Source organism: Micromonospora sp. CV4 (genome assembly GCF_003667455.1).
Classification (GTDB): domain Bacteria; phylum Actinomycetota; class Actinomycetes; order Mycobacteriales; family Micromonosporaceae; genus Micromonospora.
The window spans coordinates 1-14,232 of the sequence record NZ_RCVI01000368.1; the positions used below are offsets into that span (position 1 = coordinate 1).

Genomic DNA, 14,232 nt, shown 5'->3' on the forward strand with positions numbered 1-14,232 from the left:
AGCGACGGTCAGCCGGCGCGGCGCGGTCGGCCTGGTCGGCGGCGGCGCGCTGCTGCTGGCGGCGCTGACTGTCGGGCAAAGCCTGGACGGCCCGCTGCGCCGCACCGCGCTGCTCCTGCCCCGGGGCCGCCAGCCCGGTCCCGGACCGAACGGCTTCCCGGTCAACCGCACGATCGCCGCCGCCGGCGTACGCCCCGAGCAGACCGGCCCCGACTGGCGACTGATCCTGCGCGGCGGCGACCGGACGGTGACCCTGGACCGGCCCGGGCTGCTGGCCATGGCGCAGCACACCGCCGCGCTCCCCATCTCCTGCGTGGAGGGCTGGTCGACCCGGCAGACCTGGACCGGCGTACGGCTGCGGGACCTCGCCGCCCTGGCCGGGGTCGCCGACCCGGCCGCCGCACGGGTGTCGTCGTTGGAGCGGGCCGGGCTGTTCCGGACGGCGATGCTCGCGCCCAACCAGGTCCTCGACCCGGACTCGCTGCTCGCGCTCCGGGTCAACGGCGTCGACCTCTCCCCCGACCACGGCTACCCGGCCCGGGTCATCGTGCCGGCTCTGCCCGGGGTGCACTGCACGAAGTGGGTCGCCGAGATCGACTTCCAGGGCCGCGCCGATGGGTGACCCGGCGTCCCGGCTGCGCGCCGGCTACGGCGCCGGCTCTCGGCATCTGATCGTCGTGACGGCCGCCATCGTGCTCGCCGGTTGGGTGGCGCTGCGGCTGGCCGGGGAGGCGACCGCCGGTCGGATGCTGCTCTGGTTCCTCGGCGCGGTCATCGCCCACGACCTGGTGCTCTTTCCGCTGTACGCGACCGCCGACCGCGTGCTGCGGGCGCTGGTGCGGCACCGGGCGGGCAACCGGGTCGCCCTGCTGAACCACCTGCGGGTGCCGGCGCTTGCCAGCGCCCTGCTCCTCCTGGTCTTCGCTCCCGGCATCCTGAGGTTGGGTGAAACCACCCACCTCGCCGCCACCGGCCAGGACCAGCACCCCTACCTGGCCCGCTGGCTCCAACTCACCGCCGCCCTGTTCGTCCTCAGCGCCCTCACGTACGCGCTGCGCGCCCTCGCCCGCCGGCGTCAGTCGTCCGGAAAGCGGTCGGAGAGGGCGTAGCGGAGCAGGACCACGTCGCCGATCTGGCGAGCCTCGGCCAGCCGCGCCCGACGGCCGGGGTGCCAGGGAAAACGGCCCTCTCCGACGAACCGGGGCGCCCGGCCGTCGCCGACGAAGAACGGGGCGACCACCAGGTGCAGCTCGTCGGCGAGGCCGGCGGTGAGGAACTGGGCGTGCACCGTTCCACCCCCCTCCACCATCAACCGCCGCACACCCCGGGCGGCCAGGTCGGCCAGCAGCCATTCGGGGTCGACCAGTTCGCCCGCGTCCACCACGGTGGCCAGCCGGCCGAGGCGTTCCCGGGTCTTCTCCAGCGCGTCGGTGGCGCAGTAGACGAGCCGGGCCGCGTCGCCGGCCGTGAAGAACCGAGCCGTGGGGTCGAGGTCCCCCCGGCCGGTCAGGGTGACCTTGATGGGTGAGGCGGGCCGCCCGCAGGCCACCCGCTCGGCCCGTCGCGGGGCCGAGCGCACGAGCAGCCGGGGATCGTCGCGGCGGACCGTACCGGCACCGACCAGGATCGCGTCGCAGCTGGCCCGGACCGCGTCGACCCGGTCCAGGTCGTCCGCGTTGGACAGCAGCAGCCGCTGGTCGGAGGCGTCGTCGATGTACCCGTCGATGGAGGTGGCGCAGCTCAGCAGCACGTACGGCCGCGCCGGCGCCGGCCGGCAGCTCACGGGGCCACGGGCCGATCGGGGGTACGACCAGCCGACGCCACCTCCGCGGACTCCGCCTCGGTCTCCGCGGCCTTGGCCGCCTTCGCCGCGAGGTAGTCGGCGTTGGCCGGGGAGAGGTAGATGCCGGTGGGCACCCGCTCGGCGACCGCCACACCGAAACGGGTTAACTGGTCGGCCTTGTCCGGGTTGTTGCTGAGCAGCCGGATCCGGGGCACGCCGAGGGTGGCGAGCATCTGCGCGGCGGCACTGTAGTCCCGCTCGTCCTCGCCCCGGCCGAGCGCCACGTTGGCCTGGTACGTGTCCAGCCCGGCGTCCTGAAGGGCGTACGCGTCGAGCTTGGCGTACAGGCCGATGCCCCGACCCTCCTGCCGCAGGTAGAGCAGGAAACCACCGGTCTCGGCGATCCGCTGCACCGCCTCGCGCAACTGTGGACCGCAGTCGCAGCGCTGGCTGCCGAACACGTCACCGGTCAGGCACTCGCTGTGCGGGCGGACCAGTGGCGGCTCACCGTCGGCAGCGAGCCGGTCCAGAGCGCCGGCCCAGTCGCCGAGGCCGAGGGCGAGGTGTTCCCGGCCGTCCACCAGGCCCTTGAACGTGAACACCCGGGCGGTCGTGGCATAGCCGTCGGGGAAGGTCAGCGGCACCGTGACCTGCGTACGGACCGTGGCGACCGGCAATGCTTCGGGCATGGGACTCCTTTGTCCGGGGCCACCACCGTGCGGTGACGCGTACCGTCTCACAACCGGTTCAACAGCCGCTACCGGAGGCGGCTTCCCGACCGGCGGCCGGAGTCCGAGCACGCCGGGCGAGCAGCACGGCGGCACCCGGCAGGCTGGCCACCAGCACCAGTCCACCGTAGACGGTGGCCGTGGCGATCCCCTCGGCCGCGGTGAGGCCGGCCGCCCCGAACACCCAGGCGGCCACTCCCTCGCGCGGCCCGAACCCGGCGATGTTCAGCGGCAGGCCCATGGCCAGCAGCGCGAGCAGGGTCAACGGGAGCAGCCGGGACAGCGGGGCGTCGGAGCCGGCGGTACGCGCCGCCACCAGGAAGGTGGCCAGGTGACCGGCGACCATCACGGTGGAGGCGACCAGCACCCCGAACCAGGTCCGCCGGGCCAGCAGCCCGGCCCGGACGTCCGCCACGGCGGTGCGCAGTCCTCGCGCCCAGCGCGACCGGCCGGCCCGCGGCAGGACCCGCGCCAGCAGCACGGCCGCCAGCCCGGCGGCGACCAGCAACGCGACGGCGACCGGCAGGTACGGCCGCACCGGCGACGGGAAGGCGGCCAGCACCACCAGCGCGACGGCCACCAGAACCACCTGACCGGCGGCACGTTCCCAGACCACCGCGCGGATGCCCCGGCTGACGTCACCGGCGTCCCGGCCGTGCCGTACCGCCCGGTGCACGTCGCCGAGCACACCGCCGGGCAGGGTGGCGTTGAGGAACACCGCGCGGTAGCAGTGCGCTACCGCGGTCGTCAGCGGCAGCCGTACGCCCAGGCCACCGGCGACCAGACTCCACCGCCAGGCCGCGCAGACTGTGGTGAGCACACCGATGAGCAGCGCCGCGGTCAGCGCCGGTGCGTCGATCAGCCGCACCCCGGCCAGGAACGGGCCGGTGCCCACCTGCCACAGCAGGACGGCGAGCAGGCCCACCCCGCCGACGACTCGTGCCCAGGCCCAGAACATCCGCGCCGGTCCTCCCTGAAGATCGTTCACTTGCCCTAGTGCACGTACCAGGGGCGCCAGCGGTTCATCCGCCGGCCAGGAGGTCCCGGTGGTCGACCTGCACCGTGAGGCGGCCGGCCGCCGCGTCGGTCAACCGGCGCTCGGCGTACGCCCGGGCCGGGCCGGCCAACTCCGGACGCTGCGCGCAGGCCGCGCCCAGCCAGCCCCGGAACCACTCGGCGGCCAGGTCCGCCTGGTCCGGGCCGAGTCGCCACGGGCTGGGCCGCTCCCGGACCGGGACGCCCCGGCGGGCGAACGCGGCGGCGGTGGCCGCGACGGCGTCCGGGCCGAGCAGCCGCCGGCCGTCGACGGTACGCCGCTGGTGGTCGTTGAACGCGGCCTCGACCGCCGGGTCCAGCGGGTCGGGCGGGGTGAGCTGGACCCGCCCGGTGACCGAGATCGCGAACAGGGTGGGACGGCCGGCGTCGACGCAGGCGGCGACCACCCGCTCGACCTCCTCGACGGTCAGCATGTCCAGCAGCGCGGACGCGGTGACCAGGGCGCCGTCGGCCAGGTCCGCGCCGGTCAGCCGGGTGAGGTCCCCGCACTTGGTGCTGACCGTGACCGGCGCGCCGTCGGCGGCGGTGACCCCGGCCATGCCCTCGGCGGCCCTGGCCAGCAGGTCGGCGTCCCGGTCGTGCAGCACCCAGTGCTGCGGGCCGGGCAGCCGGGCAGCCAGCCAGCGGCTCATCGAGCCGGTGCCGCTGCCCAGGTCGTGGATCCGGATCGGGGTGTCGCCTGCCAGCGCGGGGCGGACCACGTCGACCAGGTCCTCGGCGCGGGCCGCCGCGTCGGCGGGCTCGCGCAGCCGCAGCCAGTCGGCGAACGGCAGGGTCTCCTCGACGGTCATGCCGCCACCTCCTTGAGCACGGCGGCCAGCAGCGCGGTCGTCACCGGCCAGTCGGTCAGGGTGTCCCGCCGGGCCAGGGCGGCACGGCGCAGCCGGGCGCGCAGGGCGTCGTCGCCCAGCCAACGGGCCAGCGCGTCGGCCAGCGCGGCCGGTTCGTCCGGCGGGACCAGCAGCCCGGGGCGGTCACCGCCGGGGACCCGGCCGAGCGCCTCCGGCAGCCCACCCACGTCGGTCGCCAGCACCGGCAGCCCCCGGGCCAGAGCTTCGGTGACGACCATCCCGTACGTCTCGCCCCGCGAGGGCAACACCAGCAGGTCGGCGGCGGCGTACGCGGCGTCCAGCGCGGCGCCGGTCAGCGGGCCGGCCAGTCGGACCCGGTCGGCGACACCCGCGCCGGCGAGGCGCTCCCGCAGCCGGTGCACGAGGTCCGGCTCCCGGGCCAGCGTGCCGGCGCAGACCAGCGTCCACGGCAGCCCCGCGAGCGTGGACAGGGCCTCCACCAGCACGTCGTGTCCCTTGTGACGGGTGACGGCCGCCACGCAGAGCAGCCGGTCGCCGGCGACCGAGCCGGGCGCCGGCGGGGCGGGCGTCACCCCCGGCGGCGCGGCCCGGACCCGGTCGGCGGGCAGCGGATGGCGGGCCAGCAGTCGCCGGCGCGTCCACTCGCTGGTGGTGACGACGGCCCGTGCGGTGGCCAGGGCGCGGGCCTCGGCCTCGTCGTCCAGCGGCAGGTGCACCAAAACGACCAGGCGCAGCCGCTGGGCGTGCGGGGCGAGCAGGTCTGGAACGGTCGAGGCGATCAGGCCGTCGAGCAGCACCACGGCGTCGTCCGGCGTCGCGGCCAGCAGGCGGGCCAGCTCCGCCCGGTCGGCCGGGTCGGGGTTCGGCCAGGCGCCGGGCACGGCATGTTCACGCACCGACCAGCCCCGCTCGCCGAGCCCTCGACAGATCCGCCGGTCGTAGGTGTTGCCGCCGCTGGGCGTGGCCGGGTCGTCGATGTCGCCAGGCAGCACGACATGCACCACGTTGCCGGGCGAAGCGGGCCGGTCGACCGGTGTCGCCCGGCCCGCCCCGATCACAGTTGCCGCTCGTAGCTGGCCCAGGCGATGTGCGACTCGTGCAGGGTGACGGTGATGCCGGACAGCTCACGCGCCCCGGCGCCCAGCTCACCGGCGTGCGCCCGCTCGGCCAGCCGGTCGGCGACGGTGCGGGCCAGCACCTCGGTGGTGGTGTTCACTCCGGCGAACGCGGCCTCGTCGTCGAGGTTGCGGTAGGTCAGCTCGCCGAGCACTGCCCGCAGCTGCTCGGTGGCCAGACCGATGTCGACCACGATGCCGTCGGCGTCCAGGTCCGGCCGGCGGAACGTCGCGTCCACCACGAAGGTCGCGCCGTGCAGGCGCTGGGCCGGGCCGAACACCTCGCCCCGGAAACTGTGGGCGATCATCATGTGATCCCGAACGGTCACGCTGAACACGGTCACTCCCCGTCGTCGTAGGTGATGAGGTGGCAGAGCGCGGCAAGGTCACCGGCGCTCAGTCGAGCGAGGACGTCGGGCAGCTCCTCGAACCGGGACGCGCCGGTGATCAACGCGTCGAAGGCCGGATCGTCGAGCAGGTCCAGGGCGAGCGCCAGCCGGTCGGTGTAGCTGCGCCGCCCCCGCCGTGCGGGCGCGACCATGCCGACCTGGCTGCTGCGCACGGTCAGGCGTCCGGAGTGGAACGCCCCGCCGAGCGACACCTGCACCGGGCGGTCGCCGTACCAGCTCAGCTCGATCACCGTGCCCTCCGGCGCGAGCAGGTCCAGCGACTGTTGCAGACCGGCGGCGGTGGCGCTGGCGTGCACGACCAGGTCCTGATCGCCGGACGCGTCGGCCGGCTGGGCGAACCCGACGCCGAGCGCGCCCGCGATCCCCGCGCGGCGGGCGTCGGTGTCGACCAGCTCGACCTGCACGCCGGGAAAGCGGGCGAGCAGGGCCGCGACGCAGCAGCCCACCATGCCCGCACCGACCACGCTGACCCGGTCGCCGACCAGCGGCGCGGCGTCCCACAGGGCGTTCACCGCGGTCTCCACCGTGCCGGCGAGCACCGCGCGGGCGGGCGGCACGTCGTCCGGCACCGGCACCACGGCGGTGGCCGGCACGACGTACGCGCTCTGGTGCGGATGCAGGCAGAAGACCGTGCGTCCGAGCAGCTCCGGTGGGCCCTCTTCGACCACGCCGACGCTGAGGTACCCGTACTTCACCGGGCCGGGGAAGTCGCCCTCCTGGAAGGGCGCACGCATCGCGGCGTGCTGGTCGGCGGGGACCCGGCCGGCGAAGACCAGCGTCTCGGTGCCCCGGCTGACCCCGGAGTAGCGTGCCCGGACCAGCACCTCGTCGGGGCCCGGAGCGGGCAACGACACCGGCCGGATCTCCGCCGCGCCGGGCTCGCGCACCCAGCAGGCGTACGCCTCGCGGATCACCGTCGCGCACCTCACCTTTGCTCCCGGCCGAACCGAACGGCCACCTTTTCCGTGTTCCCTGTCGGGGTCGTCGATCATAAACACGGAGGTACGGTGCCCACGGTTCGAAGTGGTCCGATGATCGGGCTGAGCGCGCAACTGGTCGTGCTGGCGGCGCTGACCGCCACGGTGGGGCTGGGCGGCGCAGCCTGGCTGGTCGGGACCGGCTACGCGATGGTCACCTGCGTCGCGTTGAGTCGGGGCCTGCACCGGGCCGGTGCGTCCCGCCTCGGCCCGGCCGACCGGGTGACGCTGACCCGGGCCGTCCTGGTCGGCGCGGTCACCGCGCTGGTGGTCGACTCGTTCGGCCGGCCCGCGCCGGTGGGGTTGCTGGTCACCGTGAGCGCGGTGGCGTTGCTGCTGGACGCGGTGGACGGGCAGGTGGCGCGGCGCACCGGCACGGTGAGCGCGCTCGGCGCCCGCTTCGACATGGAGGTCGACGCGTTCCTGATCCTGGTGCTCAGCGTGCACGTCGCGCCGACCGCCGGCGGGTGGGTGCTGGCCATCGGCGGAATGCGGTACGCGTTCGTCGCGGCGAGCGCGGTGCTGCCCTGGCTGAGCGGATCGCTGCCGCCGCGCTTCTGGCGCAAGGTGGTGGCCGCCGCGCAGGGGGTGGTGCTGGCGGTGGCCGCGGCGGGGGTGCTGCCCGAGCCGTGGACCACTCTGGTGCTGGTGGTGGCGTTGGCTCTGCTGGTCGAGTCGTTCGGCCGGGACGTGGCGTGGTTGTGGCGGCGCCGGCCGGCGTCCCGACGGGCCCTCCCGACGCCGGTTGCCGCGCCGGCGCCGACCTCGCCGCCTGTCCCGCCGGCACGGACCGTGCCGAAGGTGCCCGCTCCGGTGGCCGAACCGCTGGCTCTGCCGACCCGACTGCCGGTGGTCGTGCCGTCGACCGTGGCACTGCCTCCCCTGTTGCCGGTGCCCGCTCCCACGCCGGCGATGGCGACCCGCTCGGGCGGTACGGTCCACTCCGACTGGAGGCTGTGATGACCCTTCCCGCCCGGGTGCGCCGGCTGGCCGGCCGGTTCCGTTCGCGCTCCGCCGGAGCGGACGAGGTGTCGGCGCGTACTCCCGGGGTGTCGGCCGCGGCCGGGCGCGGCCCGGCGCGGCGGGTGGCGGGCGGGGTGGGCAGCGCGCTGGCGGTGTTCCTGGTGTTCGCCGTGCTGGTCGGCCCGGACCGGCTGGGCCTGCTCACGCCGGGCGCCTTTTTGCGCATTCCGCTGGAGGGGCTGCTCGTCGCCGCGCTGCTGCTGGCCCTGCCGGCGCGGCCCCGGCGGCTGGTGGTGGCCGTGGTCGGGCCGCTGCTCGGCCTGCTCGCCATCGTGAAGCTCGCCGACCTGGGCTTCCGGACGGCTCTCGACCGGCCGTTCGACCTGGTGCTGGACTGGCTGCTGCTGGACGACGCGTTCGGTTTCGTCCGTGACTCGGCCGGTCGGGCCGGCGCGGTCGGCGCGGTGATCGGCGTCCTGCTGCTGGTCGGCGCGCTGCTGCTGGTGCTGACGCTGGCGCTGCGTCGGTTGGCGTCGCTGCTGGTCCGGCATGAACGGGTGGCGACCCGGGCGGTGGCTTCACTGACCGTCGCGTGGGTGGCCTGCGCCGTCGTCGGCGTGCGGATCGTACCGGGCGTGCCGGTGGCCGACGCCGGGACGACCGCGCTGGTCGGCGCGCACGCGACCCAGGTGGACGCGCGTCTGCACGACCGGGAGAGGTTCGGCGCCCAGATCGCCGCCGACCCGTTCGACGACACCCCGGGTGATCAACTGTTGACCGGGCTGCGCGGCAAGGACGTCATCCTCGCGTTCGTGGAGAGCTACGGCCGCGACGCGGTGGAGGACCCGGAGCTGGCGCCGCAGGTCAACGCGGTGCTGGACGCCGGCACGGAGCAGCTGCGCGCGGCCGGGTACCACGCCCGCAGTGGCTTCCTCACCTCCCCCACCTTCGGCGGCGGCAGCTGGCTGGCGCACGACACGCTGCTGTCCGGCCTGTGGACGGACAACGAGCAGCGGCACCGCAGCCTGCTGGCCAGCGACCGGCTCACCCTCAACGGCGCCTTCCGCCGGGCCGGCTGGGAGACCGTCGGTGTGCTCCCGGCGGCCACCCAGCCGTGGCCGGAGCAGGGATTTTTCGACTACGACCGCTACTACGACGCGGAGGCGCTCGGCTACCGGGGCCCGAAGTTCAGCTACGCGCCGATGCCCGACCAGTACACGTTGTCGTTCTTCCAGCGGCAGGTTCGCGCCGGCGCGGACCGCCCGGTGATGGCCGAGATCCCGCTGATCTCCAGTCACTCCCCCTGGACGGCGGTGCCGCGAATGATCGGGTGGGACGAGGTGGGTGACGGCTCGATCTACCACGGCTCCGCCGTGGGCGAGGACAGCGGCGAGGCCGACGACCGGAACGCCGGCCAGATCCGCGGCGGGTACCGGCAGGCCATCGCGTACTCGCTGGAGACGTTGATCTCCTACGTGCAGACGTACGGGGACGACGACCTGGTCCTGGTCTTCCTCGGCGACCACCAGCCGTCGCCGGTGGTCACCGGCGAGGGCGCGAGCCGGGACGTGCCGATCACCATCGTCGCCCGCGACCCGGCCGTGCTCGACCGGGCGGCGGGCTGGGGGTGGCAGGACGGCCTGCGGCCCGGTCCGGAGGCTCCGGTCTGGCCGATGGACACCTTCCGGGACCGGTTCCTGACCACGTTCGGGCCGTCGACACCGCCGATCGCCGCGCCCCGCTGAACCAGAGCCAGCGGGGCCGGGCCACCTACAGCCCTGGATCTGGACCTGTTCGCGGCTGCCGACGCCGCTGTGGCTATCCTCGTTCGCGGCGACGACCGGTATGGTCTCGTAGGCTCCGACGGTGGAAAGCAGTCAAGGGCGGCTCATGGCCCATATGTTGGATGCGGCGGAGAACGCCTCGCCGGTCGAGGCGGTCGAGGCGGTCACCCGGGAACTCGGTGCGGCGCTGGGCGCACGTAGCGTCGCGTTCCTGATCGCGGACCTCAGCGGCCGGGCGCTGGTCCGGTTGGCCCACGTGCCACTCGACGGCGGCGGTCAGGGCCGCCGGGACGGTGCTGAGGTCGCCACGGTGCTGCCGTTCGACGGCGGCCCCGCCGAGCAGGCGCTACGCACCCAGACGGTGCAGGTTGTCGCGCAGCCGGACAGGTGGACGGTGTTGGCGCCGGTGACCGACCGTGGTGAGGCGATCGGCCTGCTCGAGATGGTCCTGCCGGACGAACCCGCTCCGCGGGCACTGGAGGAGATCGCCCGCGCGGCGCACGTGTTGGCGTTCGTGGTGATTGCCAACCGGCGGTACACCGACCTTTTCGAGTGGGGGCAACGGACGACCCCGTTCACCCTGTCCGGGGAGATCCAGCGCCGCCTGCTGCCCGGCTCGTTCACGTGTGAGGGTAGTGCGTTCACCCTGTCCGGCTGGCTCGAACCCGCCGCCAGCATCGGCGGGGACACCTTCGACTACAGCGTCGGCCGGGACGTGCTGCACTTCAGCGTCACCGACGCGATGGGCCACGGGGTGGCCAGCGCGCTGACGGCCACGCTGGGTGTGGGCAGCCTGCGCAACAGCCGCCGCCGCGCGGCCGGTCTGGTGGAGCAGGCCGAGGCCGCGAATGCCGATGTCGCCGAAAACGCCGCCGTGCCCGGCAGTTACATCACGGCGGTCCTCGGCCGTCTCGACCTGCGCACCGGGGTGTGCGCACTGCTCAACGCCGGGCACGTGCCGCCGCTGCTGGTGCGCGACGGGGACACCCGGACGCTGCCGCTGCCGGCCAACTTCCCCCTGGGCATGTTCGCCGAGACCGGTTACCGCGCCGGCGAGATCACGCTGCGACCGGGCGACCGTCTGGTGGTGGTCACCGATGGCATGCGGGAGCGCAACGCCGCCAGCCTGGACCTACCGGCCATGTTGCGGTCGATCGCCGGTCTGCACCCGCGGGAGGCGGCCCGGGCCTTGGCCGATGCCGTGCTCGAGGTCAGCGGACCGACTCTGGCCGATGACGCCACCCTGTTCATCCTCGACTGGCACGGCGGGCACAGCGAGGACCGGCGGACCAGCGCTGGCGCCGACCAGGCGCGTGCCAGCACCGCGCTGTCCGACTGACTACCGGCCAGTCGCGTCGTCCTTGGACAGCACGTCGGCCTCAGCCGCCTGCACGCTGTCATGGACATGGATGACTCGATCCACCGACGTGACCGTCAGGACGCTGCGCACAGCGGGCTGCACCCCGGCGAAGCACATCCGGCCGCCCAGCTCACGCAACGCCTTGAACGACACCACCAGTGCGCCCAGCGCGCTGGAGTCCATGAACCCCACCCCGGACAGATCCATCACTATCCGACGGTCACCAGCGTCGATCGAGCGTTGCAGACCCTCGCGCAGCTGCGGGGCCGTCGCCATGTCCAGCTCGCCGTGCACCTCGATCACGGTGCAACCCCGGCCCGGCCGAACCGACAACAGCAGATCCACAACAACCCCTCTCACGCCGATGATCCCCGCTTACCCTATTCTGCCGTCGGGCGAACCGCCGCCGGCCGCCGTACGTCGAGCCGACACCGCGACCGTTTCACCGCAGGCAACGCCGGGTAGTGCTGGTCGCAACCGATGCATCCCGCTTAGCGCAGCAATGTACGAGACAGGAGTCCGGCGTGGTCACGCACGGGCTGAGGAGGAACTGCGCAATGCGCGTGACCATGACGCTGTCACTCCCGCGACAACCGTCCTCGGTGACCCGCGCCCGCCATGTACTCACCACCCTGCTGAGCCTCACCGACGCCGCCGAGGACTCCCGTGGCCACCTCGCCGTGCTGATCACCGAGGCCTGCGCCAACGCGGTGATGCACGCCGATCCCAACAGCAGCGTCGACATCGCCATCATCATCGACGACGACGTCTGCCAGCTCGAGGTCGGCAACCGCGGTAGTGCCCCCAACGGCGCCGGACTCAACGCTGAGCTCCCCGCCCCGCTCACCGTCGGCGGCCGCGGACTGCCCTTGATCGCCGCACTCGCCGACGAGGCCGCCTTCGTCGCCGGGCCACCGGACCACGTGCTGCTACGCATCACCAAACACCTCACCGAGGTACGAACGTCACTGGTCCGATGACCGGAAACGCCAGCCACCTCCTCGCCGTCCAGAGCGGACGACTACCCCTTGTCGGGCGCGGCGGGGCGGGCGCGGACGTGCAGCCGCTCCCCCTGCGGCCCGTAGAGGTTGAGGACCTCGGTGGTGCCGGGGCCCGGGTTGAACACCCGGTGCGGGACGCGCGTGTCGAACTCGGCCACCTCGCCCGGGGTCAGCGTCAGGTCGTGCTCGCCGAGCAGCAGGCGTAGCCGGCCGGAGAGCACGTAGATCCACTCGTACCCCTCGTGGGTCTGCTGGGTGTGCTCCCCGGTGGGGGTGTTGGGCGGAAGGATCTGCTTGAACGCCTGCACGCCGCCCGGTCGGCGGGTCAGCGGCAGGAACGTCACGCCGTGCTGGACGATCGGCTTGGGGTGCACTCGCGGGTCGCCGGTGGCCGGGGCGTCCACCAGCTCGTCCAGTGGCACCTGGTAGGCCCGGGCGAGCGGGAGCAGCAGCTCCAGGGTGGGGCGGCGGCTGCCGGATTCCAGCCGGGACAGGGTGCTCACCGAGATGCCGGTCAGGTCGGAGAGGTGGGCCAGCGTGGTCCCGCGCTGGTGACGCAGGGCGCGCAGCCGTGGGCCGACGGCGGCCAACGCCGTGCTGTCGTCGTTTGCCATAACGGCAAGGATAGTTGCCACCTGGCCGGCGGCGACGGATGGTGGGCTCAGCCGACAACCAAGGGGAGATTCCGGTGGACGAGACATACGACGTGGTGGTGGTGGGCGGTGGCGCGGCGGGGCTCAGCGGAGCCCTGGCGCTGAGCCGGGCCCGACGGTCGGTCCTGGTGATCGACTCCGGCGAGCCGCGCAACGCTCCGGCCGACCACGTGCACAACTACCTGGCGCGGGAGGGGACGCCGCCGGCCGAGCTGGTCGCGGCCGGGCGTGCCGAGGTGGCCGGGTACGGCGGGACGTTCCTGGACGGGCGGGTCGAGGCGGCGACCCGGGACGACGACGGGTTCCGCCTGAGCCTCGACGACGGGCGCGCGGTGCGGGCCCGCCGGCTGCTGGTGACCACCGGGCTCACCGACGAGCTGCCCGACGTGCCCGGGGCGGCGCAACGCTGGGGCCGCGACGTGCTGCACTGCCCGTACTGCCACGGGTGGGAGGTCCAGGACCGGCGGATCGGGATCCTGGCCACCGGTCCGCTGGCCGTGCACCAGGCCGAGATGTGGCGGCAGTGGAGTTCGGACGTGCTGCTCCTGCTGCACGACGCGCCCGCACCGGACGGGGAGACGGCCGAGCGGCTCGCCGCGCGCGGCATCGCCGTGGTGCCCGGCCCGGTGGCCGAGCTGGAGGTCACCGGAGACGCGCTGACCGGCGTACGGCTCGCGTCCGGCCGGGTGGTGGCACTCGACGCGGTGGTGGTCGCGGCACGGCCGGTCCCCCGCGCCGGAATGCTCGTCGGGTTGGGCCTGGCTCCGGAGGAGGTGACGATGGGCGAGCACGTCATCGGCACCCAGATCCCGGCCGACGCCACGGGGGCGACGACCGTTCCGGGTGTGTGGGTGGCCGGAAACGTGGCCGACGTCCGCGGCCAGGTGATCGCGGCCGCCGCGGCCGGACTCACCGCCGGGGCGGCGATCAACGCCGACCTGATCGCCGAGGAGACCCGCGAGGCGGTGGCCGCGTACCGGCAGGTGCTCGCCACGGCGTTCGAGGAGCCGGCGTGGGAGGAGCGCTACCGGTCCCGGCCGGCGGTGTGGAGCGGCCGGCCGAACCCGCAGCTCGTCACCGAGGCCGCCGATCTGACCCCGGGGCGGGCGCTGGACGTGGGCAGCGGCGAGGGCGCCGACGCGGTGTGGCTGGCCGAACGCGGCTGGCGGGTGACGGCGGTGGACATCTCCACCACGGCGCTGAGCCGGGCCGCGGAGCACGCCGAGGCCGCCGGCGTCGGCGAGCGCGTCGAGTTCACGCATGCCGACCTGCGCGACAAGCCGCCCGCCGAGAAGGCGTACGACCTGGTGTCCGCGCAGTTCATGCACCTGCCACCGGCGCAGCGGCGGGAGCTGTTCGCCCGGCTGGCCGCCGCGGTGGCGCCGGGCGGCACCCTGCTGATCGTCGGGCACCACCCGTCGGACCTGTGGACGTCGGCGCACCGGCTGCACCTGCCGGACATGATGTACACCGCCGAGGACGTAGCCGCCTCACTGGACCCAGCCCACTGGGAAGTGCTAACGGCCGAAGCCCGCCCCCGCCCAGCCACCGATCCCGAAACCCGCAACATCACCGTGCACGACGCGGTCC

The 14,232-nt window shown here is 74.2% G+C and carries 16 protein-coding genes; 7 read left to right on the plus strand and 9 right to left on the minus strand.

Annotated elements, in window-relative coordinates:
* Together EAD98_RS25875 and EAD98_RS25880 are read left to right on the plus strand one after the other, a co-directional pair.
* Positions 1 to 622, plus strand: a 622-nt coding sequence (locus EAD98_RS25875; protein WP_147457489.1) for a molybdopterin-dependent oxidoreductase, incomplete at its 5' end; no start/stop codon positions are given.
* Entirely contained in the window at positions 615 to 1,109 is a 495-nt protein-coding gene (locus tag EAD98_RS25880; protein ID WP_121656595.1) for a hypothetical protein, read from the plus strand. The genes EAD98_RS25875 and EAD98_RS25880, both read left to right, overlap by 8 nt.
* On the opposite strand, the gene EAD98_RS25885 is transcribed toward EAD98_RS25880, so the two are convergent.
* The 7 genes from EAD98_RS25885 to EAD98_RS25915 all read right to left on the minus strand — a co-directional run bounded on the left by EAD98_RS25885 (position 1,076) and on the right by EAD98_RS25915 (position 6,818).
* Complete coding sequence (locus tag EAD98_RS25885; RefSeq protein WP_121656596.1) at positions 1,076 to 1,783, minus strand: dihydrofolate reductase family protein; 708 nt, start codon at positions 1,781 to 1,783, stop codon at positions 1,076 to 1,078. The two genes, EAD98_RS25880 and EAD98_RS25885, sit on opposite strands and share 34 nt — an antisense overlap.
* On the minus strand, positions 1,780 to 2,472 hold the full coding sequence (gene ribA, locus EAD98_RS25890; protein WP_121656597.1) for a GTP cyclohydrolase II: 693 nt from the start codon (positions 2,470 to 2,472) through the stop codon (positions 1,780 to 1,782). The genes EAD98_RS25885 and ribA overlap by 4 nt, the downstream gene beginning before the upstream one ends.
* 58 nt (positions 2,473 to 2,530) lie before the next feature.
* Entirely contained in the window at positions 2,531 to 3,469 is a 939-nt protein-coding gene (locus EAD98_RS25895; protein WP_121656598.1) for a lysylphosphatidylglycerol synthase transmembrane domain-containing protein, read from the minus strand.
* A gap of 64 nt (positions 3,470 to 3,533) precedes the next feature.
* Positions 3,534 to 4,358 (minus strand): class I SAM-dependent methyltransferase, encoded by an 825-nt coding sequence (locus EAD98_RS25900; protein WP_121656599.1) that lies wholly within the window; start codon positions 4,356 to 4,358, stop codon positions 3,534 to 3,536.
* Positions 4,355 to 5,380, minus strand: coding sequence for a glycosyltransferase family 4 protein (locus tag EAD98_RS25905; RefSeq protein WP_121656607.1), 1,026 nt, complete (start codon positions 5,378 to 5,380; stop codon positions 4,355 to 4,357). Before EAD98_RS25905 ends, EAD98_RS25900 begins: the two co-directional genes overlap by 4 nt.
* A 53-nt stretch (positions 5,381 to 5,433) precedes the next feature.
* A complete protein-coding gene (locus EAD98_RS25910) occupies positions 5,434 to 5,832 on the minus strand; it encodes a 6-carboxytetrahydropterin synthase (protein ID WP_121656608.1) in 399 nt (132 codons plus the stop codon).
* 2 nt (positions 5,833 to 5,834) lie between these two features.
* The gene (locus EAD98_RS25915) at positions 5,835 to 6,818 is read right to left on the minus strand and encodes a zinc-binding alcohol dehydrogenase (protein ID WP_121656600.1); all 984 of its coding nucleotides are present in this window, start codon (positions 6,816 to 6,818) and stop codon (positions 5,835 to 5,837) included.
* A gap of 117 nt (positions 6,819 to 6,935) precedes the next feature.
* Between EAD98_RS25915 and EAD98_RS25920 the strand changes: the two genes are divergently transcribed.
* From EAD98_RS25920 to EAD98_RS25930, 3 genes are all read left to right on the plus strand, one after another.
* Positions 6,936 to 7,841, plus strand: coding sequence for a CDP-alcohol phosphatidyltransferase family protein (locus EAD98_RS25920; RefSeq protein WP_121656601.1), 906 nt, complete (start codon positions 6,936 to 6,938; stop codon positions 7,839 to 7,841).
* Positions 7,841 to 9,589, plus strand: coding sequence for a sulfatase-like hydrolase/transferase (locus EAD98_RS25925; RefSeq protein ID WP_121656602.1), 1,749 nt, complete (start codon positions 7,841 to 7,843; stop codon positions 9,587 to 9,589). Before EAD98_RS25920 ends, EAD98_RS25925 begins: the two co-directional genes overlap by 1 nt.
* A 145-nt stretch (positions 9,590 to 9,734) precedes the next feature.
* Entirely contained in the window at positions 9,735 to 10,967 is a 1,233-nt protein-coding gene (locus tag EAD98_RS25930) for a PP2C family protein-serine/threonine phosphatase (RefSeq protein WP_121656603.1), read from the plus strand.
* Here the strand turns inward: EAD98_RS25930 and EAD98_RS25935 are convergent, their stop codons facing one another.
* A complete protein-coding gene (locus tag EAD98_RS25935; protein WP_255421240.1) occupies positions 10,968 to 11,348 on the minus strand; it encodes an STAS domain-containing protein in 381 nt (126 codons plus the stop codon).
* 197 nt (positions 11,349 to 11,545) lie between these two features.
* Between EAD98_RS25935 and EAD98_RS25940 the strand changes: the two genes are divergently transcribed.
* Positions 11,546 to 11,968 (plus strand): ATP-binding protein, encoded by a 423-nt coding sequence (locus EAD98_RS25940; protein ID WP_121656605.1) that lies wholly within the window; start codon positions 11,546 to 11,548, stop codon positions 11,966 to 11,968.
* 41 nt (positions 11,969 to 12,009) lie between these two features.
* Here the strand turns inward: EAD98_RS25940 and EAD98_RS25945 are convergent, their stop codons facing one another.
* The gene (locus EAD98_RS25945; RefSeq protein WP_121656606.1) at positions 12,010 to 12,603 is read right to left on the minus strand and encodes a helix-turn-helix domain-containing protein; all 594 of its coding nucleotides are present in this window, start codon (positions 12,601 to 12,603) and stop codon (positions 12,010 to 12,012) included.
* A 74-nt stretch (positions 12,604 to 12,677) separates the two neighbouring features.
* Between EAD98_RS25945 and EAD98_RS25950 the strand changes: the two genes are divergently transcribed.
* On the plus strand, positions 12,678 to 14,232 hold a 1,555-nt coding region (locus EAD98_RS25950), incomplete at its 3' end, for a bifunctional NAD(P)/FAD-dependent oxidoreductase/class I SAM-dependent methyltransferase (RefSeq protein ID WP_147457490.1).

Bases quoted from the DNA above. Each gene is read 5' to 3' on its own strand.
- EAD98_RS25880 (WP_121656595.1), top strand. From the start codon at position 615: ATGGGTGACCCGGCGTCCCGGCTGCGCGCCGGCTACGGCGCCGGCTCT.
- ribA (WP_121656597.1), bottom strand. From the start codon at position 2,472: ATGCCCGAAGCATTGCCGGTCGCCACGGTCCGTACGCAGGTCACGGTG.
- EAD98_RS25895 (WP_121656598.1), bottom strand. From the start codon at position 3,469: ATGTTCTGGGCCTGGGCACGAGTCGTCGGCGGGGTGGGCCTGCTCGCC.
- EAD98_RS25900 (WP_121656599.1), bottom strand. From the start codon at position 4,358: ATGACCGTCGAGGAGACCCTGCCGTTCGCCGACTGGCTGCGGCTGCGC.
- EAD98_RS25920 (WP_121656601.1), top strand. From the start codon at position 6,936: ATGATCGGGCTGAGCGCGCAACTGGTCGTGCTGGCGGCGCTGACCGCC.
- EAD98_RS25925 (WP_121656602.1), top strand. From the start codon at position 7,841: ATGACCCTTCCCGCCCGGGTGCGCCGGCTGGCCGGCCGGTTCCGTTCG.
- EAD98_RS25930 (WP_121656603.1), top strand. From the start codon at position 9,735: ATGGCCCATATGTTGGATGCGGCGGAGAACGCCTCGCCGGTCGAGGCG.
- EAD98_RS25940 (WP_121656605.1), top strand. From the start codon at position 11,546: ATGCGCGTGACCATGACGCTGTCACTCCCGCGACAACCGTCCTCGGTG.
- EAD98_RS25945 (WP_121656606.1), bottom strand. From the start codon at position 12,603: ATGGCAAACGACGACAGCACGGCGTTGGCCGCCGTCGGCCCACGGCTG.